Here is a 19,518-nt window from a genome sequence, read left to right as displayed (position 1 = left end):
TTAGAAGTTCAGTCGATGCGTCCGAACCAGGCGCCGTAGCCGCCGAGGCGGACCGGCCCGCTGCCAGTCTGTCCCGAAAAGCCGTGCCCGGGCAAGGGTTGCAGCGCACCTTTGCCGAGATCGACCTCGGAGGGCTTGCTGCCGAGATTGAAGGCGCAGACGATCCGCTCATTGCCCTCGCGGCGCGTGAAGGCGACGGTGTCGCCATCGCTTTCGATAAAGTTGATGTCGCCCTTGGTCAGCGCCGGATGCTGGCGCCGGAAGGCTAGGAAGCGGCGGTAATGTTCGAGCAGCGAGCTTGCGTCGCCTTGCTGCGCGTTGACCGCCTGCGACAGGTGCTTGCCCGGCACCGGCAGCCACGGCTTGGCGGTCGAGAAACCGCCATTTTTGGCGGCCGCGTCCCAAACCATCGGCGTGCGGCAGCCGTCGCGACCCTTGAACTCCGGCCAGAACCGGATGCCGTAGGGATCCTGCAGGTCCTCGAACTTCAGCTCCGCCTCGCCAAGGCCGAGCTCTTCGCCTTGATAGATGCAGACCGAGCCGCGCAGCGACATCAAAAGCGCCGAGATCACCTTCAGATAGGCAGTCGGATCCGCCTCGTTGGCGGCCCAGCGCGAGGCGACCCGCATCACGTCATGGTTGGAGAAGGCCCAGCACGACCAGCCGTCGCTGGCGACCGTGCCGAAGGCCTCCAGCACCGCGCGCGCTTTCGCCGCGCTGATCTTCTCCGGCGCCAGGAAGTCGAAGGAATAGCACATATGCACGCGCTTGCCGTCGGCGGTGTAGGCGGCGACCACCTCCAGGCCGCGCTGGGAATCGCCGACCTCGCCGACGGCCGCCTGCGCCGGATATTCGTCGAGAAGCGCGCGGAAGCGCTCCAGGAAGCCGAGGTTCTCCGGCCGGCTCTTGTCGTAGATGTGGTCCTGGTAATTGTAGGGATTGACCGCGGGCGCCGTCTGGTCGTTGCGCTGTTCCGGCGGCAGCGGCGGATTGTCCTCCAGCCCCTGGCTGTGGAAGTAGAAATTGATCGTGTCGAGGCGGAAGCCGTCAACGCCGCGCTCCAGCCAGAAGCGGGTGATGTCGAGCAGCGCGTCCTGAACTTCTGCGTTGTGGAAGTTGAGGTCGGGCTGCTCGGCCAGGAAATTGTGCATGTAATATTGCTGGCGGCTGGTGTCCCACTGCCAGGCCGAGCCGCCGAAGATCGACAGCCAGTTGTTGGGCGGCGTGCCGTCGGGTTTTGCGTCCGCCCACACATACCAGTCGGCTTTCGGATTGTTGCGGCTGGAACGGCTTTCCTTGAACCAGGGGTGGATGTCGGCGGTGTGCGACAGCACCTCGTCGATCATCACCTTGAGCCCCAGCCGATGGGCTTCCGTCACCAGCGCGTCGAAATCGGCGAGCGTTCCGAACATCGGGTCGACGTCGCAATAGTCCGACACGTCATAGCCGAAATCCTTCATCGGCGATTTGAAGAAGGGCGAGATCCAGATGGCATCGACGCCGAGCGAAGCGATATAGGGCAGGCGCTGAACAATACCCTTCAGGTCGCCGATGCCGTCGCCGTTGGAGTCCTGATAGGAGCGCGGGTAAATCTGGTAGATCACCGCGCCCCGCCACCAGTCGCGGTCGACGGCCGGGTCTGGCTGCGACGTCGCCTTCAAAGCCGATTGCATGTCTTCAACCTCCTTTCACCGAGCCGGCAAGCAGCCCGCGGACGAAATAGCGCTGCAGCGAGAAGAACACGAACAGCGGCACGATGATGGTGATGAACGCCGATGTGGTCAGGATCTCCCACTTGCCGCCGCGCGAGCCGAGCAGCGCGTTGAGCTTGGCCGTCAGCACGATCTGATCGGGCGCCGTGCCGAGGAAAACCATCGCCACCAGCAGATCGTTCCATACCCACAGGAACTGGAAGATGGCGAAGGAGGCAAGCACAGGGAAGGACAGCGGCAGCACGATCTTGACGAAGATCTCGAAGTCGCTGGCGCCGTCAATGCGTGCCGATTCCATGATCTCGCGCGGCAGGCCGGCGATATAGCTCCTCAGCAGGTAGATGGCGAAGGGCAGACCGAAGCCGGTATGTGCCAGCCATATGCCGAGATAGGTCTTGGACGGCACGCCGAAGAAGGCGCCGACCCCGTTATAGAGCCTGAGCAGCGGGATCAGCGACATCTGCAGCGGAACCACCAGAAGGCCGATGATCACCGCGATCAGCAGCGGCCGTCCGGGAAAGCGCATCCAGGCCAGTGCGTAGGCTGCGAAGGCTGCGATCAGGATTGGGATGATCGTCGCCGGGATGGTCACCGTCAGCGAGTTCATGAACGAGCGGCCGATGCCTTCGGAAAACAGCACCGAATCGTAGTTGTCCGTGGTGAATTTCGGCGGCGCCGAGGAGGCGAAATAGACGCGCTGGCCGCGGTCGCCCTCGAAGGCCTTCGGTGACGACAGCACGAAGCCGCCGTCGGCATTCATCTGCAGCGTGACGCCGTCATCGAGGTCGGCAACCGATCCCGCCTTGTACTGCGTCGGCGCGGAGGACTTGACGCCGAAGGCGCTGATCTCGCGCTTGGGGCCATCGCCGAAGATATTGCCCTCGATGACGTATTTGCCGTCCTTCTGGGTTTGGGCCGACGCGCCCGGCAGCCGTCCCGCCTCGCTCTGGCTGGAGCTGGCGAAGGAGTTCCACCAGCCGGAGGCGACGATCTGGTCCTTGTCGCGCAGCGACGAGACGAGGATGCCGAGGGTAGGGATTGTCCAGATCGCCACGAAGACGAGCACGGCGATATGGACGCCGAAGCGGCCGACGAAGGACTTTCCGGTCTTGGTCGCCATCTCAGTGCCCTCCCGTCTCTTTGTTGGCCTGGCGGATGTTCCAGACCATGATCGGGATGACCGCGATCATGATGATGATGGCGATGGTCGCGCCGCGGCCGAAATCGCCGCCGCCGCGGAACATCCAGTCGAACATCAGATTGGCAAGCACCTGTGTATTCCACTGGCCGTTGGTCATGGTCAGCACGATGTCGAACACTTTCAGCACCAGGATGGTGATGGTGGTCCACACCACGGCGATCGTGCCCCAGATTTGCGGCACCATGATCTTCCAGAAGATCTGGAACGGGTTGGCGCCGTCGATCACGGCCGCTTCCAGCGTCTCTTCCGGAATGCCGCGTAGCGCCGACGACAGGATGACCATCGCAAAGCCGGTCTGGATCCAGATCAGGATGATCATCAGGAAGAAATTGTTCCAGAACGGCAGCGATATCCAAACCTGCGGCTGGCCGCCGAAATATTGGATGATAGCGTTGAGCAGGCCGATCTGCACCTGGCCCTCGCCACGATACTCGTAAATGAATTTCCAGATCACGCTGGCGCCGACGAAGGAGATCGCGAGCGGCAGGAAGATCAGGCTCTTGGCGATGGTGCCCCACCAGATCTTGTCGGTGAGAACGGCGATGATCAGGCCGAGGAAGGTGCAGGCAGCCGGCACCACGGCCAGCCACAGGATGTTGTTGAAGATCGAATTGCGCAAATCATGATCGCTGACCGCCCATTCATAGTTGGCGAGCCCGACGAAATTGGTGCCGCCGCGGTCGAAGAAGGAGAGCCACAGCGTCGCGATCACCGGGTAGATCAGGTAGATGGCTAGGATGATCATCGCCGGCCCGACGAACAGCCAGGGCCGCACCATACCCTGCCGGCGCAAATTGTCGACGGCGGCGGTGCCTGAGACACCGCGTGACGGGAAGACGAGATCGAGCAGTTTGTTGGCGCCCCAGAAATAGGCGACGCAGCCGCCGACGCCGATGATGATGACGAATATGGCCGAGAAAATCTGAGCCGCCATGGGTCCCTCTCCCTGCGCATGACCGGCCGGCCGAGGCTGGCGATCGGATGCACCGACTTTCGGTTATTCGGAACAATCGAAACGCGAAGGCTTCCGCGCGGACCGCCGGTCGGACCCGGGCCGTAGCCCGGGTCCAGTAGGAGGATTAGGAAGATTTCAGGATGCTATTTGATGCCGTCCCAGCTTTTCTGGATGTCGGCTGCGACGTCCTGCGCGGACTTGCCGCCCACCAGGTCGACCATGCCGGTCCAGAACGAACCCGCGCCGATCTTGCCCGGCATCAGGTCGGATCCGTCGAACCGAACCGTCGTGGCGCCGACCAGAATCTCGCCCTGCTTCTTCAGCGCGTCGCTGCCATAGGCTTCCTTGTTGGCTGCCTTGAAGGGGGTGACGAAGCTCTTCTGCGCCATCCACAATTCATGCGCGAGCGGCATCTCGAGGAACTTGATGAACTCGCGCGAGGCCTTGGAATCCTTGGTGATCATCACCAGCGTGCCGGCCACTTCCAGCGGCGTGCCCAGTTCCGGCTTGGAGGCGTAAGGCGGGTAGGGGAAGAAGTCGGCGTCCTGGCCGAGCTTCACGTTTTCCGGGAAGAAGGAGGGGATGAACGATGCCTGGTGGTGCATGTAGCACTTGGGCGGCACGGTGAAGAGGCCCTTCGGGCTGTCGCGGAAGTCGGTCGCCGCGACCGCCTTGGCGCCGCCGTCCACCATCTTGTCGTCGGTGGCGATCTTGCCGAAGATGTCGATGGCGTTGACCACGGCCGGATCGGTGAACGGGATCTCGTTCTTCACCCACTTGTCGTAGACTTCCGGCGGCTGCGTCCTCAGCATGATGTCCTCGACCCAGTCGGTCGCCGGCCAGCCGGTGGCGCCGCCCGAACCCAGCCCGATGCACCAGGGCTTGCCGCCGTCGGCGACGATCTTCTTCTCCAGATCGGCGAGTTCTTCTTGGGTCTTCGGCACCTTGTAGCCGGCCTCGTCGAAATTGTCGGGCGAGTACCAGACGAGCCCCTTCACGTCGATCTTGTAGGGAAAGGCATAGAAGCCCGATTTGCCGTCCTTGCCCGTATAGGTGCCGAGCTTGGCCCAGGAGTCGCCGGCGGCGTAATTTTCCTTGATCCAGGCCGCGACGTCGTCGCCCAGCGGGGTCAGCACGCCCTTGGAAGCAAGATCCTGGATGAGGCCGGGCTGCGGCAGGACGGCGATGTTGGGCGGGCTGCCGGCCTGGGTGTCGATGACGATCTGCTGCTCATAATTCTCGGACGAGGAATATTTCACCTCAGCGCCGGTCGCTTCCTGGAAATAGTCGAGAACGGATCGGACAAGCGCCTCGTCCTCGCCGCGCCACGGCCCGAAGATCGTCAGCGTCTCGCCCTTGAGGTCGACCTTCTTGAGGTCGTCGTAATTGGCCCAATGAAATTTCGAATCCTCGCCCGGCTTGAACTTCAGTTCGGCTTGCGCCGGCAGGCTGAGGGTGAGTGCCGCGAACGCCGCACCCAAGAGAAGCATTTTCTTCATCGCAAGTCCTCCCAGTGATCACAAAAAGGACGAAACCTCCATTTCGTCCGCCGACGCCGCGGAACTGTGACTCAGCGAAAGGGCAACCGCAACCTTTCGAAGAGACTTCCAAAGCGCTTTGGCTATTTTGATCTCGCCATTGAATCGCCTTGGAGTCAAGTGGGCGACGTCATTAATCGATTTAAATAGGAGAAGATTAAGCGAAAAAAGTGCAGCGCAGCATGCTTTTTTGGCACTGCAGCAGCAATTTTGCTTCAAACGACGCTGTCTGGCCTCTAAGGTCGTCATGCTTGATGATCACGCCAACAATCGTCAGACCGATTCAAAATTGAAAGCGCTTTGAGGCTGGAGGGCCTCCGATGAACCTCAAGCAGCTGTCGCATATGCTGTCGCTCTCGCAGACCACGGTGAGCCGGGCGCTGAACGGCTACCCCGAGGTTAACGAGGAGACCCGGCGCCGGGTTATGGATGCCGCCAAGCGCCATGGCTACCGGCCCAACCCCAGCGCGCGCCGGCTCGCCACCGGCAAGTCGGGAATGATCGGCTATGTGCTGCCGACCGGTGCCGCCGTCGACATCGATCCGCACTTCGTCGAATTCCTCTCCGGCCTCGGCGACTATGCCCGTGCGCACGAGCTCGACCTTGTGCTTTCGCCCGCCGATGCCGACGACGAGGAAACGACCTACCGCCGCATCGTCGCCAACCGCCAGGTCGACGCCGTCTACCTGTCCTCGCCGCGGCCGGCCGACAAGCGGCTGGCGCTGGTCAACACGCTGGGCATCCCTTTCATCGTCCATGGCCGCAGCGAAGGCTTCGATTTCGACTATCCCTATCTCGACATCGACAATGAGGGCGCCTTCCACGAAGCGTCGAGACTGTTGATCCAGCTCGGCCACAAGCGCCTAGCGCTGATCAACGGCAACGAGCGCGAGACCTTCGCCATCCACCGCGAGCGCGGCATGCGCCGCGCGCTTGCCGCGAACGGGCTGGCACTCGGCGAACGCCACATCCGCTCGGTGGCGATGACCGAGGAAAACGGCTACCGGGCCGCCCGCCGCCTGCTCGAGGAGGCTGAGCCGCCGACGGCGATCGTCTGCTCCAGCCTGATCATGGCGCTGGGTGTGGTGCGCGCCGTGCGCGATCTCGGCCTCACCATTCCGGGCGACCTCTCGCTGATCGCCCATGACGACGTCTTCCCCTGGCTGCGGCCGGAGAATTTCCCGGTGCCGCTGTCGACGACACGCTCCTCGATCCGCCTCGCCGGCGCGCGTGTCGCCGAGCGCCTCGCCGCGCGGATATCGGGGTTGGAAGAGGGGGCTCGCGGTGAGGTCTGGCCAGTGGATCTGGTGGTGCGAGGGTCGGTGGCCGGAGCGCCGGTATAGGGGCCTAATCCAACAGCTTCGCCACTGACTCATTCCGGGCGACTGCCGTGGGACAACGGTCAGCCTTCGGCTGCTCCTGATGCTGGACGGTGACAACCGGTAAGCCAGAACCGTCAACCAGTCCTTCCGGGTGCGCCATTTGCCGACATTCCCGTTCACCGAAGCGGATCCAGTCCAGTACCCCGGTCCTCCGCCGAAGACTTCGGAGGTGGTGATCGTCGGCGGCGGGATCATCGGCGTAACGACGGCCCTCTTCCTTGCTTCCCGAAACATTCCGGTGACGCTGCTGGAAAAAGGCCGCGTTGCGGCCGAACAGTCCTCCCGCAATTGGGGATGGATCAGAAAGCAGGGACGGGACGCGGATGAGCTGCCGATCGTCATCGAGGCCATTCGCCTATGGCGGCAACTGGCCGAGGAATGCGGCGAGGACATCGGGCTGAACCAGACAGGCGTGACCTACCTGGCGAACGCCGACAAGGACATGGCCAAGTTCGAAGAATTCATGAGGATCGCCGCGATCCATGAGCTCGACACACGCCTCCTGGGCGCCGACGAGACCGCAAAACTCATCACCGGCATGTCGCGCAGGTTCAAGGGCGCGATGACGACGCCCTCCGATATGCGCGCGGAACCTTGGTTGGCGGTGCCGGCGCTTGCCAGGCTTGCCATGCGAAAGGGCGTCAGGATCGTGGAGAATTGCGCGGCGCGCACCCTCGAGATCGCAGCCGGCAGGATCAAGGGCGTTTGGACCGAGGCGGGAAATATCGAGACCTCAACCGTGCTGGTCGCGGGCGGCGCCTGGTCGTCCCTGTTCCTGGCGAGACATGGCGTAGCCATCCCCCAGCTCAGCGTCCGCGTTACCGCGGCCGCCACAGAACCCATGCCTGAGGTCTATCGAGGCGCGGCCGCCGACGACCACATCGCTTTCAGGCGCAGGCAGGATGGCGGATATACGCTCGCTGCGAGCGGCAGCCACTTGCTTTACCTGGGGCCTGACGCATTCCGGCACTTCACCAAGTATATTCCCGCCCTCAGGGACAATCCGTTCGGAACGCGCTATTTCCCGTTCGCTCCGTCAGGCTACCCGGATGGCTGGTCGACGCCGCGCGATTGGGCGCCGGATTCCTCAAGCCCTTTCGAAAGAATGCGCGTGCTCAACCCAGCCCCTGAGCCGGCAAAGCTTCGCTCGATCGAGCGCAATTTCAAACAGCTTTTCCCCCGGTTCGAGACGGTTCGCCTGAAGGCCGGCTGGGGCGGCATGATCGACGCCATGCCCGACGTCGTCCCCGTCGTGGATCGGGTCCAGGCGATCGGCGGTCTTTTCGTCGCGACCGGCATGAGCGGCCACGGATTCGGTATCGGGCCTGGCATCGGCCGCGTCGTCTGCGACATAATCCAGGGAAATGACACCGGGCACGATCTCAGCCGTTTTCGACTGTCGCGTTTCTATGATGGAAGCCCTGTCCGGCTAGGTCCGGCCCTTTGAATGGGTAACTGGTTGCTCCGATCTCGGCATTTCGATAGCCGGCTGCCCGGGCTCACTCTTTGGCCGCTCCGGCCGCCTTGATATCCAGCAACCCGTAGCCGAAGTCATTGTCCCGCCCCTTGGGCCCAAGATCCTTGGCCGTTGCGGCAAGCGCTTTCTCGATGTCATCGGCCGTGCGGTTCGGCGCGGCATGGATGAGATTGGCGATGGCGCCGGATACGATCGCGGCGGCGAAGGAGGTGCCGGTCACCACGTCGGAGCCGGCGCCGCTCGGCGCCACCATCTCGACACCCGGCGCCGAGATGAAGACATAGGCGCCGCGATTGGCCTGCGGCATCAGCCCGTCCTTGGCGTCGGTGGCGGTCACGGCGATCACGCCGTCGAAGGCCGCCGGATAGCCATAGGGCGCCTTCGGGCCGTTGTTGCCGGCGGCCGCCACCAGCACCATGCCCAGCCCCCGCGCATTCCGGCAGGCGATGCCGAGCAGGTCGTTCTTCGGGCCGACGAAGCTCATATTGATGATGCGCACATTCTGCTCGGCTGCCCAGTCGAGCGCCGACAGGATGACGTCCATGGTCGACTTGCCGCCTTCGAAGGCTCGGGCGTGGTAGATTTTGGCGCCGGGCGCCATGCCTTCCAGCGGACCGACACCGGCAATCAGTCCGTCGACCGAAGTGCCGTGGTCGCGCTTCTCGATCGGCACGTTGGGCATGGCATCGTATTGGCCGGCGATCACGCCGGCGAGCGCTGGGTTGCTGTCGTCAATGCCGGTGTCGATGACGGCGACCCGCACATTCTCGCCGCTCGCCTGGTTTGCATCGAGCGCGATGCGCTCGAAGGCGTAGTTGACGATGCCCGCCGCCTGCTGCAGCGAATAGATATGGTTCGGCTCGCGCCGCTGCGTGCGCCCATCGGCTGCGAGCTGCGCCAGCACGACGCCGACCGGCCGCCCGTCGGTGATGCCGAAGCGCACCAAAGTGGTGCCAAGCAGCCGCGACTGGCGCTGCGAGCGCACCTGCAGGCCGAAGGAATTGGCGATCTGCTGCACCACGCCGGCATCGCCGGCGACCGTCACCAGCACCTCGTCGGGCACGAATTCACCGCTGATCGCGCGCGGCGGTTCGGCAAGGTTGAGGCCCTGCGGCACCGTGACGGGCCCGCTCGGCGTTGGAGCGGGTGGCGCCGTGGTGCTGGAACCGTTCGATGACGACGTTCCGTCCGCCGGCGTTTGCGGGGCGGTGCCCGCCGGGGGATTCGGGAACAGGTCGACGATGAGCGCCGGCAGGACCACCGCGCCCATGGCCGTGCCCGGCGTCGCGCCGCCATTCCTGGCACCGCCCTCCTTGTCGCAGCCGCCACCGGCCGCCGTCGTGCGGTCCAGGCAATCGAGCTGTTTTTGCGTCAGGTTCGGATCGTTGGTCTGCGCGGAGGCAGGCGCGGCGACAAATGCCGCCGCCGCAAGGAGAGCCGCATGCAGAATGACCGTCTTAGCCGCCATCGGCCGGTTTCCTTCCCTGCACCACAGCCTCCGCGAAAGGCTGGGCGGCAATAAGGCCGACGAACTTGTCGTAATCGGCCGCCGTGCTGGCCGGGATCGTCAGGTGGAACACGCCGTCGGCGGTCGGTCCGCCGGCGATCTTCAACCCGTTCTGGCCGAGGAAGGCGGCGATATCGGCCATCTTCGCATCCGGCTTGAACTTGACCAGCGCGAAAGGCAGCTTCGCCAGATCATCCTGAGCGCCGGCCACCTCGAAGTCCTTGCCCCCCGGCTGTTCGAAGGACTGCACGATGACCAGCGCAAGCAGCGCCGCGGCGGCCGCCCAGGCGACGCCGGCAGGCATTGCCGTCACCCGGCCGAAGACTCTTGCCAGCCAGGATTGGCCGGGCGTGCGCACCGGACCGGCCTCGGCGTCCAGCGCCTTGGAGAAGCGGGAGAACGCGTCGGCGGGCGGCCGGATCGCCTCGTTGGCGGCTGCGGTGCCGGAGAACTCGGCCTCCGCTTCGCCAAGCGCATTCATCGCCGCCGGATCGGTGGCCAGCCACTCCTCGACGGCCTCCAGCTCGGCGCCTTCCAGCGAGCCGTTCAGGTAGAACGGCAGCAGCGTTTCCATCTCGTCGCGACGCGACATCTTTTCAGCGGCGCTCATGGCCAACCCCTGTCGTAACCGGCGGCCTTGAGGGCTTCGCCGAGTTTCTTGCGGGCGTAGAACATCCTGGTCTTGACGGTCGCGACCGGGATGTCGAGCACCTCGCCGATCTCGGTCACCGACTGGCCATGATAATAGGCAAGGTCGATCACCGTGCGGTGTTCTTCCGGCAGGGCATCGACGAAGCGGCGCAAGGCGGCGGCCTTGTCTTCCTTCATGGTCACGACTTCCGGCGTGTCGGCGCCGTCGGGAACCTGCGCCGCATCGTCGTCGTCGATCCAGTCTTCCTTCTTCTTGCGCAGCATGGATAGCGCCTTGAAGCGGGCGATGCCGAGCAGCCACGTGGAAACTTCAGAGCGGCCCTCGAAACTGGGCGCCTGTTTCCACAGCTCCAGAAAAACCTCATTCGTGATATCGTCGGCCATCATTTCCGATCCCGTCTGGCGCGCCACGAAGCGGTAGATCCGCGCGTGGTGACGCATGAACAGGAGCCGGACGGCGGCCCGGTCGCCCTTCGCGACCCGGTCCACAAGCGCGCGATCGGTTTCCGTCGCCGCATTCATGGCCGGTCGAGCCGCCTGGCTCCTCGAAGCTCTGTCGCTGATCGGTCCAAAAAGGTTCACCCTCCGCCAAGGATTCTTTGGAGGCTAACTGAAGAGCGCGGAGGTTGCCAGTAGGGACGCTTTTCCTTCTCCCCTTGTGGGAGAAGGTGTCGCCGAAGGCGACGGATGAGGGGTGCTCCAGGAATGCCAACGTCTCACTGCGCTGGAACACCCCTCATCCGTCTCGGCGCTGCGCGCCGATCCACCTTCTCCCACAGGGGGGAGAAGGAAAGGCCGCGCTTACCCCAAAAACGCCTTCGCCTTCATCGTCTCCGGTATCGTCACGCCAAGCCGGCTCAGCACTGTCGGCGCGAGCTGCAGCTGGTCGAGCAGCGCGTCGGCCTCAGGCCCTTTCGCAGGTCCGAAATAATAGAGCGCGAAATCCTGCATCTCGTCGTCATGGCCCCCATGGTGGCCGCGGCCGGTCTGGCCATGGTCGGCCGTCACGATCACTTCATAGCCGGCTTGGCGCCATTGCGGCAGGAAGGCTGCCAACATGCCGTCCATCGCGTAGCAGGCATGATCCATCTCGTGGCAGTCATGGCCGAAGCGGTGACCCATCGAATCCAGCGTGCAGGTGTGGAGGATGCCGTAGTCGATGCGATGGCGTTTGGTCAGCATCGTCAGCGTCGCGAACAGGTCGACATCGCTTGGCGTCATCTGATTCTTGAGATTGTAGCCGGTCATGGTGTGGAAGCGGCCATGCGTGATCGGCCCGCTTGGCTCGTCGAACTCCATGTCCTCGACAAGATCGAACGGATACGAACGGAAGAATTCCGACCAGTAGGAGTGGGTCACCGCGCCCGTCCTGCCGCCGGCCTTGCTCACTTCCGAAAAAATGTCCGGCTGCGTGACGCGAAAGCGGTTCTCGTTGGAAAGAATGCCGTGCACCTGCGGCGTGACACCGGTGTGGATCGAGGCGTAACAGCAGGCGGAGGTCGACGGCAGCACCGAGCGCATCTTCCACACCTGCGCCTCGCCCGATTGCGCCCAGCCTTCGAGGTTGCCCATCAGCCGGCGCCAGTTCCGGTAGGGCACGCCGTCGAGGATAATGAGCAGCAGTTTGGATTTGAGCGGCACGGCGGTTCCCATGCATTGAAAACAGAGGCGCCGCCTGTCGCGCGGACACACGGCGCTGCTTTGGATAGCTTGCTATCAAGCGTTCAGCCAGCACTCGTTGAGCGCATAGCCGTCCATCATCTCGCCATTCGGGTTCTTCACCCAGCCGCCAACCTTCTTGGTATTGGCGGCGACGCTACTCCGTGCGGAAAGCCGCCTTAACAGTTCTGCGGGAATTGCGTCAGTTGCCGGCGCTTTCCATGCGCCGGCCCTTGATGGCCTTCTCCAGCCAGCCGATCTCCATTTCGGGAACGGAGGACAACAGAAGGTCGGTGTAGGCGTCGAAGGGCGGCGTCAGAACCTTGCTCTTGGAGCCGTAGCGCACCACTTCACCGCGATACATCACCGCGATCGAATCGGCGATCGACTTCACCGTCGCGAGGTCGTGGGTGATGAAGAGATAGGCCACCTTCTCGATCTGCTGCAAGTTGAGCAGCAGCTTGAGGATGCCGTGGGCGACCAGCGGATCGAGCGCCGAGGTCACCTCGTCGCAGATGATCAGCTTCGGCTTGGCGGCGAGCGAGCGGGCGATGCAGACGCGCTGCTTCTGGCCGCCGGAAAGCTCGGCCGGATAGCGGTCGATGAAGCCCTTGCCCATCTCGATCTCGTCGAGCAGTTCGGCGACGCGCTTGTCGCGCTCGCGGCCCTTCATGCCGAAATAGAACTCCAGCGGCCGGCCGATGATGGTGCCTACCGTCTGGCGCGGATTCATCGCCACGTCGGCCATCTGGTAGATCATCTGCAGCTGGCGAAGGTCCTCCTTCGGCCGGTCGGCGAGCCTGTTGGCAAGCGTGCGGCCGTCGAAGACAACGCTACCTTTCTCGGGCGGCAAGAGACCGGTGATGGCGCGCGCCAGCGTCGATTTGCCGGAACCGCTCTCGCCGACCACGGCCAGCGTCTGGCCCGGAAAGATGTCGACCGAAACGTTCTTCAGCACCTTGACGTGGCCGCCGCCATAGGCGGCCGTCACGTTCTTCACCGATAGCATCGGCGTCGTGCCCGGCTGCTGTTCCTGGTGTTCGATCTGATGCACCGAGACCAGGGCGTTGGTGTATTCCTGGCGCGGCTCCTTGATGATCTGGTGGGTGCCGCCCCATTCGACCAGCCGGCCGTGACGCAGCACCATGATCTCGTCGGACACCTGTGCCACGACGGCTAGATCGTGGGTGATGTAAAGGGCCGCGACATGGGTGTCGCGGATGGCATCCTTGATCGCTGACAGCACGTCGATCTGCGTCGTCACGTCGAGGGCCGTCGTCGGCTCGTCGAAGACGATCAGGTCCGGCTCCGAGCACAACGCCATCGCCGTCATCACGCGCTGCAGCTGGCCGCCCGATACCTGATGCGGGAAGCGTTGGCCGATCGTTTCGGGATTGGGCAGGCTGAGCTTCCTGAACAGGGCGACGGCGCGTTTCTCGGCTTCGGCGCGGGTCGCGGTGCCGTGCAGGAGGGTAGCCTCCACCACCTGGTCCATCAGCCGGTGCGCCGGATTGAAGGCCGCCGCAGCCGACTGGGCGACATAACAGACTTCGCGGCCGCGCAGCTTGCGCAGGCCTTCCTTGCCGCCTTTCAGTATGTCGCGGCCGTTGAGGATGACCTCGCCGCCGGTAATCCGAACGCCGCCGCGGCCATAGCCCATCGACGACAGGCCGATGGTCGACTTGCCGGCGCCGGACTCGCCGATCAGCCCAAGCACCTTGCCCTTCTCCAGCGTCAGCGAAACGTCGTGGACAAGCGTGATGGTTCTCGGTGCTTCGCCCGGCGGATAGACCGTCGCTTCGATGCGCAGGTTGCGGATGTCGAGGAGAGGACCGGACTTTGCTTTGCCGTCAACCATCAGCCGCGTCCTCCCTTCAGGCTCGTCGTGCGATTGAGCACCCAGTCGGCGACGAGATTGACCGAGATCGCAAGTGCCGCGATCGCCGCCGCCGGGATGAGCGCCGCCGGAATGCCGAACACGATGCCGTCCTTGTTCTCCTTGACCATGCCGCCCCAGTCGGCATCCGGCGGCTGCACGCCGAGGCCGAGGAAGGACAGCGTCGACAGGAACAGCACGGCATAGATGAAGCGCAGCCCGAGTTCCGAGACCAGCGGCGACAGCGCATTGGGAAGGATCTCGCGGAAGATGATCCAGCCGCTGCCTTCGCCGCGCAACTTCGCTGCCTCGACATAATCCATGACGTTGATGTCGACGGCGACCGCGCGCGACAGTCGGTAGACGCGGGTCGAATCGAGGATGCCCATGACCAGGATCAGCGTCACCAGGTTCGACGGCAGCACTGAAAGCACGACGAGGCCCATGATCAGCGTCGGGATCGACATGAGGAGGTCGACGAGCCGCGACAGGATCGTGTCGTACCAGCCGCCGAATACCGCCGCCGAAAAGCCGAGAATGGCGCCGAGCGAGAACGACAGCGCCGTCGCCAGCACTGCGATGAACAGCGTGATACGGGCGCCGTAGATCATGCGCGACAACAGATCGCGGCCGAGATTGTCGGTGCCCAGCCAGTGCGCGGCCGACATCGGCTCCCACACGTCGCCGACGATCTCGGCGTTGCCGTGCGGCGCGATCAAGGGCGCGAAGATTGCCGCCAGCACGAACAGCGCGGTCAGCACCAGGCCGACCAGCGATGGCAGGGGGATGCGTCTGATATCGAGCATATCGGCCGCCCCTACTTCGGATGCCTGAGTCGCGGATTGGCGACGATCGCCGCAATGTCTGCGATGATGTTGAGGGTGATATAGACGGCGGCGAAGATCAAGCCGACCGCCTGCACGACCGGCACGTCGCGCTTCGTGACGTGGTCGACCAGATATTGCCCCATGCCTGGATAGACAAAGATCACCTCGACCACGACGACGCCGACCACCAGATAGGCAAGGTTGAGCATGACGACATTGATGATCGGCGCGATCGCGTTCGGGAAGGCATGCTTGCGGATAACGGCAGCGGCCGACAGCCCCTTGAGTTCCGCCGTCTCGACATAGGCCGACTGCATGACGTTGAGGATCGCCGCACGCGTCATGCGCATCATGTGGGCGAGCACCACCAGAGTCAGCGCTGCCGCAGGCAGCGCGATGGCCTGCAGGCGCTCACCCAAAGACATTCCGTCATAGACGGTCGAGATGGCCGGGAACCACTGGTGCTGGACCGCGAAGTAGAAGACGAGCAGATAGCCGATGAAGAACTCCGGGAAGGAGGTCGAGGCAAGCGCCACGCCGGAGATCAGCTTGTCGACCCAGCCATTGCGGTAGCGCACCGCGATCAACCCAAGCGTGATCGCCAGCGGGATAGCCACGATGGCCGCCCAGAAGGCCAGGAACAGCGTATTCCACAGCCGTTCCTTGATTGATGTCGCGATGTCCTGTCCGCTCGACATGGCAGTGCCGAGATCGCCGGTCAGCACGCCGCCCAGCCAGTGGAAGTAACGGATATAGGCAGGCTGGTTGAGCCCGAGCTGCTCGCGCAGGTTGGCCAGCGACTCCGGGGTCGCCGATTGTCCAAGGATGGCTTGCGCGACGTCGCCGGGCAGAATCTGCGTGCCGGCGAAGATCAGGACCGAAACGGCCAGCAGAAGGAGGATGCCCAGCGCAATGCGCTGGGCCACCAGTTTCACGATGGGTGAGGACATCTCCGCAAGGCCGTGCTCAGGCTTCGAGCCAGCACTTCGCCAGCGCGTAGCCGTTGCAAAGCTCCTGATGCGGATCCTCCACCCAGCCCGCCACCTTGGGGCCTGTTGCGTCGATGAACTGATTGAACATCGGCAGAATCAGGCCGCCTTCGTCGCGCACCATGACGGCCATGTCATGGTAGATCGCCTTGCGCTTGGCCTCGTCGAGTTCGGCGCGCGCGGCCAGCACCATCTTGTCGAAGTCCGGGCGCTTGAAACGCGTGTCGTTCCAATCGGCGGTCGACAGATAGGCGGTCGAGTACATCTGGTCCTGGGTCGAGCGACCGCCCCAATAGGAGGCGCAGAAGGGCTGCTTGTTCCAGACTTCGTTCCAATAGCCGTCGCCGGGCTCGCGCTTGAGCTCGATCTTGATGCCGGCCTTGGCGGCGCTCTGCTGGAAAAGCTGGGATGCATCGACAGCGCCCGGGAAGGCGACGTCCGAGGTCCTAAGCAGCACAGGGCCGTCATGGCCGGACTTCTTGTAGTGGAATTTGGCCTTGTCCGGATCGTACTTGCGCTGCTCGATCTCGGTGAATAGCGGGTAGGAGGCGTTGATCGGGAAATCGTTGCCGAGCGAGCCGTAGCCGCGCAGCACTTTTTTCAACATCTCCTCGCGGTCGATCGCCAGCTTCAACGCCATCCTGAGATCATTGTTGTCGAACGGCGCCGTGTTGCAATGCATGATGAACACGTAGTGGCCCGGACCGGAGTGGTTGCGGATGGTGACGCCAGGCACGCGCTTGATCAGATCGACGATCTTCGGCTCGACGCGGTTGATCATGTCGACCTGGCCGCCCTGCAAGGCCGCCGTGCGCGCCGTCGCATCGTTGATGACGATGATTTCGATCTGGTCGGCGTGGCCCATCTTGTCGCCCTGCCAGTAATTGGCGAAGCGTTCGCCGCCATGGCGCACGCCGGGCTCATTGACCTTGACCTTGTACGGACCGGCGCCGATGCCCGCATCGGCCTTGTCCTTGCCGCCGTTCGGCTGGACGATCAGGTGATAGTCGCTGAGAAGGTAGGGGAGGTCGGCGTTAGGCTCCTTCAGCGTCAGCACGACTTCCTTGCCGTTGACCTTGATGGTGTCGATGCCCTTCATGTAGCCCAACGCGCCGGACTTGGACTTCTCGTCCGAATGACGCTCGAGCGTGGCAGCGACGTCTTCTGCGGTAACCGTCTTGCCGTTGTGGAACTCGATGCCGTCGCGTATTTTCAGCGTCCAGACCTTGGCGTCGTCCGAAGAGCCGATCTCCTCGGCGATGCGGTTCTCCAGCTTGCCGTCGGGCGAGAGCTCCACGATCAATTCGCCCCACATTTTGCCGAAGGCAAAGGGCACCTGGGTCATGAACAGGGCCGGATCGAGGCTGTTGGTGGATTCACCCCCGACCAGACCGGCCTTCAGCGTGCCGCCCTTGACCGGGCCGGCAGCGCGCACGGCGCTGGAGAGCAGCGAGTTGGCAAAGGTAGCGGTAACGCCGAGCGCGGCGGCGCGACCGAGAAAGTCGCGACGGCTAAGTTTTCCGGCCGCGACTCGCCGGCTGAGATAGTCGAGTTCGTTGGACATTATGGTTCCTCACTCTGGGTATCCGACCTTATGGTCGTTTCTTGCTATTGGAGGAGATAATGACCGTAAGGGAAAGCGGCAGGCAAGACCGAATGCGACATACCTTGGCGTAAATCGTACGTCGCATTTGGACCAATCTTGCTTCGGCTCAAACCATGGAGCGGGGAATCGTCTGCTCGAAGTCGCGTTCGAAGACCAGCTTTTCGCCCTCATAGGCTTCGATTCTGGCGCTGACGATGAAGTTTGCGGCGTCCGATCGCATCTCGGCAAAAGTCTCGGTCCGCACCGACCATTCATTGCGCGACAAGGTCTGTGTCCAATGCGTGGCTCCTGTGGCCGATAGCGGGTCGTCGGGATGGATCGTCCATGTCTCGCGCACGACGCTGCCATTGACCAGTCCGTGATCGAGGTCGCGCACCTCGCCGAAATCGTCGGTTATGGAGAGTGTGACCAGACCGGTCTTCTCGTCGCGGTCGGCATGGCGTTCGGAACTCGCCGGCCGGATCGTCTCGGTCGCCCACGGTGTCGCGCCTTCCGGCTCAGGGAACGAAACCTCATCCCCTCTTGCCAACGGGCGTAGCGGCAGCCTCAGCGTCGCCTTGACGAGATCCAGCCGTACCGGTTCCGGCGAGGGCCAGATCATCGGCCAGTAGGCGGTCGAAACGGCGATGCGCAGTTTGTGGCCGGCCGGCACACGATAGGCGCATTGGTCGAGCACGACGCGCGCCGAAACCATCTGCCCGGGAACCAGCGCTTGCGGAAATTCATGCGAGTTGCGGTGGGTCAGATTGAGCACGCCATAGGAGATCAGCTCCGAGGCGCCGTCGGGATGCACGTCGCAGATCCGCACCGCGATGTTGGCCTGCGGCCGGTCGGAGGCAAGCTGGACATCGAGCTCCGGCGCCCCGACTATGTCGATCGCTTCGCCGAGCTCGGGTTGATCGAAACAAACCGACAGCGCGTCGTCGGGGCGTTGGTCGCCCGGCAGTTCCGGCCCGAAGGTGAAGGGAAAATATTCGCCGCCGGCAAGTCCGCAGGTCTGTGGCGATGCGACGATCGCGGGCTTGGCGCCGTCGGGGATGAGCTCGATCGTCTCAAGCTTGATGTTGGCCGACGGCCAGGTCTGCTCGGCCACCCAGCGGCCCGGCCGCTCGGGATGCCAGCGCGCCGGGCGCACGCTGTCCATCACATAGGCGCGGTAGGCCGGATCGGCCTCGACGCCGGTTTCAGCGCCCTTCAGCCAGCGGTCCCACCAGCGCAGCGCTTCCTGCAGGAAGCCGATCGCCGGCTTGGGCCCGGCGTAATGCGGGTATTTGTGGATCCACGGACCGACGATACCTTTGACCGGCGACTCGATGTTGGTGACGAGATTGGAGATCGTGTTGCGGTAGCCGTCATGCCAGCCACCGATCGACAGCACGGCCGCTTTCACCGCCGAAAAATCCTCGCAGATCGAGCCGCGTTTCCAATAGGCGTCGCGATGCTGGTGGCTGAGCCAGAGCGGCAGAAGGAAAGGCTGGTTTTCCAGCCGGCTAAGCCACAAATCCCGCCAGCGGTTGCCGCCGGCAATCGCCGGATCCGGAGGCCGCGACGAATAGGACAGCATCGTCGAGGCCCAGCCGAAATTTTCCAAGAGCAGGCAGCCGCCTTTGTAGTGGATGTCGTCGGCATAGCGGTCGACCGTCGAGCACAGGCTGATCACCGCCTTCAGCCCCGGCGGCTGCTTCGCCGCCACCTGCAGGCAGTTGAAGCCGCCCCAGGAAATGCCCATCATGCCGACATTGCCGTTGCACCAGGGCTGCGCGGCCGCCCAGGCGATGACGTCGCAGGCGTCCTGCAATTCCTGCTCGGAATATTCGTCGTCCATCAGCCCTTCGGAATCACCATTGCCGCGCATGTCGACGCGGATCGAGGCGTAGCCGTGCCCGGCGAAATAGGGATGGGTGAGCTGATCGCGAAAGATGGTGCCGTCGCGCTTGCGGTAGGGCAGGTGCTCAAGGATGGCCGGCACCGGATCGTCAGTCGCGTCCTCCGGCATCCAGACGCGCGCCGACAGCCGGCAGCCATCCGGCATGACGATGCCCATATCGGGAAATTCGACGACTTTGCGGGGGAATTCGGTGACGGTTTTCATGGGGCGCATAACGCTACGCGGTGCGCCGACTTTCAATCGCCAATCG

16 protein-coding genes are annotated in these 19,518 nt (G+C 63.6%); 3 read left to right on the top strand and 13 right to left on the bottom strand.

Annotated features, from left to right (window positions below; all coding sequences use genetic code 11):
* Nucleotides 1-8: 8 nt before the first annotated feature.
* The 4 genes from LB523_RS16055 to LB523_RS16040 all read right to left on the bottom strand — a co-directional run bounded on the left by LB523_RS16055 (nucleotide 9) and on the right by LB523_RS16040 (nucleotide 5,367).
* Nucleotides 9-1,673 carry an alpha-glucosidase gene (locus LB523_RS16055; protein WP_224545304.1) on the bottom strand — a complete coding sequence of 555 codons (1,665 nt, stop codon included), beginning with the start codon at nucleotides 1,671-1,673 and terminating at the stop codon, nucleotides 9-11.
* Nucleotides 1,674-1,677: 4 nt separating this feature from the next.
* On the bottom strand, nucleotides 1,678-2,832 hold the full coding sequence (locus tag LB523_RS16050; protein WP_140844682.1) for a carbohydrate ABC transporter permease: 1,155 nt from the start codon (nucleotides 2,830-2,832) through the stop codon (nucleotides 1,678-1,680).
* Between the two features lies 1 nt (nucleotide 2,833).
* Nucleotides 2,834-3,847 carry a carbohydrate ABC transporter permease gene (locus LB523_RS16045; protein ID WP_095768190.1) on the bottom strand — a complete coding sequence of 338 codons (1,014 nt, stop codon included), beginning with the start codon at nucleotides 3,845-3,847 and terminating at the stop codon, nucleotides 2,834-2,836.
* A 164-nt stretch (nucleotides 3,848-4,011) separates the two neighbouring features.
* Nucleotides 4,012-5,367 (bottom strand): ABC transporter substrate-binding protein, encoded by a 1,356-nt coding sequence (locus LB523_RS16040; RefSeq protein ID WP_095768191.1) that lies wholly within the window; start codon nucleotides 5,365-5,367, stop codon nucleotides 4,012-4,014.
* 118 nt (nucleotides 5,368-5,485) lie between these two features.
* Between LB523_RS16040 and LB523_RS16035 the strand changes: the two genes are divergently transcribed.
* The 3 genes from LB523_RS16035 (at nucleotide 5,486) to LB523_RS16025 (ending at nucleotide 8,235) form a co-directional block, all read left to right on the top strand.
* The gene (locus LB523_RS16035) at nucleotides 5,486-5,710 is read left to right on the top strand and encodes a hypothetical protein (RefSeq protein WP_224604316.1); all 225 of its coding nucleotides are present in this window, start codon (nucleotides 5,486-5,488) and stop codon (nucleotides 5,708-5,710) included.
* Nucleotides 5,711-5,726: 16 nt separating this feature from the next.
* Nucleotides 5,727-6,749 carry a substrate-binding domain-containing protein gene (locus LB523_RS16030; protein ID WP_224604314.1) on the top strand — a complete coding sequence of 341 codons (1,023 nt, stop codon included), beginning with the start codon at nucleotides 5,727-5,729 and terminating at the stop codon, nucleotides 6,747-6,749.
* 139 nt (nucleotides 6,750-6,888) lie between these two features.
* Nucleotides 6,889-8,235 (top strand): NAD(P)/FAD-dependent oxidoreductase, encoded by a 1,347-nt coding sequence (locus LB523_RS16025; protein WP_224604312.1) that lies wholly within the window; start codon nucleotides 6,889-6,891, stop codon nucleotides 8,233-8,235.
* Between the two features lie 52 nt (nucleotides 8,236-8,287).
* Here LB523_RS16025 and LB523_RS16020 read toward each other — a convergent pair whose 3' ends face one another.
* From LB523_RS16020 to LB523_RS15980, 9 genes are all read right to left on the bottom strand, one after another.
* Nucleotides 8,288-9,733, bottom strand: coding sequence for a S8 family serine peptidase (locus LB523_RS16020; protein WP_224604310.1), 1,446 nt, complete (start codon nucleotides 9,731-9,733; stop codon nucleotides 8,288-8,290).
* Complete coding sequence (locus tag LB523_RS16015) at nucleotides 9,723-10,382, bottom strand: anti-sigma factor (protein WP_224604308.1); 660 nt, start codon at nucleotides 10,380-10,382, stop codon at nucleotides 9,723-9,725. Before LB523_RS16015 ends, LB523_RS16020 begins: the two co-directional genes overlap by 11 nt.
* Nucleotides 10,379-10,945 carry a sigma-70 family RNA polymerase sigma factor gene (locus LB523_RS16010; protein ID WP_095770209.1) on the bottom strand — a complete coding sequence of 189 codons (567 nt, stop codon included), beginning with the start codon at nucleotides 10,943-10,945 and terminating at the stop codon, nucleotides 10,379-10,381. The genes LB523_RS16015 and LB523_RS16010 overlap by 4 nt, the downstream gene beginning before the upstream one ends.
* 279 nt (nucleotides 10,946-11,224) lie before the next feature.
* Nucleotides 11,225-12,064: an alkaline phosphatase family protein gene (locus LB523_RS16005; RefSeq protein WP_224604306.1), complete on the bottom strand. Its 840-nt coding sequence runs from the start codon at nucleotides 12,062-12,064 to the stop codon at nucleotides 11,225-11,227.
* Nucleotides 12,065-12,284: 220 nt separating this feature from the next.
* Nucleotides 12,285-13,940: an ABC transporter ATP-binding protein gene (locus LB523_RS16000; RefSeq protein ID WP_224604302.1), complete on the bottom strand. Its 1,656-nt coding sequence runs from the start codon at nucleotides 13,938-13,940 to the stop codon at nucleotides 12,285-12,287.
* The gene (locus LB523_RS15995) at nucleotides 13,940-14,764 is read right to left on the bottom strand and encodes an ABC transporter permease (RefSeq protein WP_224604299.1); all 825 of its coding nucleotides are present in this window, start codon (nucleotides 14,762-14,764) and stop codon (nucleotides 13,940-13,942) included. The genes LB523_RS16000 and LB523_RS15995 overlap by 1 nt, the downstream gene beginning before the upstream one ends.
* Before the next feature lie 11 nt (nucleotides 14,765-14,775).
* Nucleotides 14,776-15,735, bottom strand: a complete 960-nt coding sequence (locus LB523_RS15990; RefSeq protein WP_224532595.1) for an ABC transporter permease — start codon at nucleotides 15,733-15,735, stop codon at nucleotides 14,776-14,778.
* 16 nt (nucleotides 15,736-15,751) lie between these two features.
* A complete protein-coding gene (locus LB523_RS15985) occupies nucleotides 15,752-17,338 on the bottom strand; it encodes an ABC transporter substrate-binding protein (protein WP_224604296.1) in 1,587 nt (528 codons plus the stop codon).
* A gap of 148 nt (nucleotides 17,339-17,486) precedes the next feature.
* A complete protein-coding gene (locus tag LB523_RS15980) occupies nucleotides 17,487-19,472 on the bottom strand; it encodes a CocE/NonD family hydrolase (RefSeq protein ID WP_224604294.1) in 1,986 nt (661 codons plus the stop codon).
* Nucleotides 19,473-19,518 lie beyond the last annotated feature (46 nt).

Origin of the sequence: Mesorhizobium sp. ESP-6-4 (assembly GCF_020164735.1) — a bacterium.
Classification (GTDB): Bacteria; Pseudomonadota; Alphaproteobacteria; order Rhizobiales; family Rhizobiaceae; genus Mesorhizobium.
This window is presented reverse-complemented; position numbering and strand designations above follow the sequence as displayed.

Bases quoted from the DNA above. Each gene is read 5' to 3' on its own strand.
- LB523_RS16055 (WP_224545304.1), bottom strand. From the start codon at position 1,673: ATGCAATCGGCTTTGAAGGCGACGTCGCAGCCAGACCCGGCCGTCGAC.
- LB523_RS16050 (WP_140844682.1), bottom strand. From the start codon at position 2,832: ATGGCGACCAAGACCGGAAAGTCCTTCGTCGGCCGCTTCGGCGTCCAT.
- LB523_RS16045 (WP_095768190.1), bottom strand. From the start codon at position 3,847: ATGGCGGCTCAGATTTTCTCGGCCATATTCGTCATCATCATCGGCGTC.
- LB523_RS16040 (WP_095768191.1), bottom strand. From the start codon at position 5,367: ATGAAGAAAATGCTTCTCTTGGGTGCGGCGTTCGCGGCACTCACCCTC.
- LB523_RS16030 (WP_224604314.1), top strand. From the start codon at position 5,727: ATGAACCTCAAGCAGCTGTCGCATATGCTGTCGCTCTCGCAGACCACG.
- LB523_RS16020 (WP_224604310.1), bottom strand. From the start codon at position 9,733: ATGGCGGCTAAGACGGTCATTCTGCATGCGGCTCTCCTTGCGGCGGCG.
- LB523_RS16015 (WP_224604308.1), bottom strand. From the start codon at position 10,382: ATGAGCGCCGCTGAAAAGATGTCGCGTCGCGACGAGATGGAAACGCTG.
- LB523_RS16010 (WP_095770209.1), bottom strand. From the start codon at position 10,945: ATGAATGCGGCGACGGAAACCGATCGCGCGCTTGTGGACCGGGTCGCG.
- LB523_RS16000 (WP_224604302.1), bottom strand. From the start codon at position 13,940: ATGGTTGACGGCAAAGCAAAGTCCGGTCCTCTCCTCGACATCCGCAAC.
- LB523_RS15995 (WP_224604299.1), bottom strand. From the start codon at position 14,764: ATGCTCGATATCAGACGCATCCCCCTGCCATCGCTGGTCGGCCTGGTG.
- LB523_RS15990 (WP_224532595.1), bottom strand. From the start codon at position 15,735: ATGTCCTCACCCATCGTGAAACTGGTGGCCCAGCGCATTGCGCTGGGC.
- LB523_RS15985 (WP_224604296.1), bottom strand. From the start codon at position 17,338: ATGTCCAACGAACTCGACTATCTCAGCCGGCGAGTCGCGGCCGGAAAA.
- LB523_RS15980 (WP_224604294.1), bottom strand. From the start codon at position 19,472: ATGAAAACCGTCACCGAATTCCCCCGCAAAGTCGTCGAATTTCCCGAT.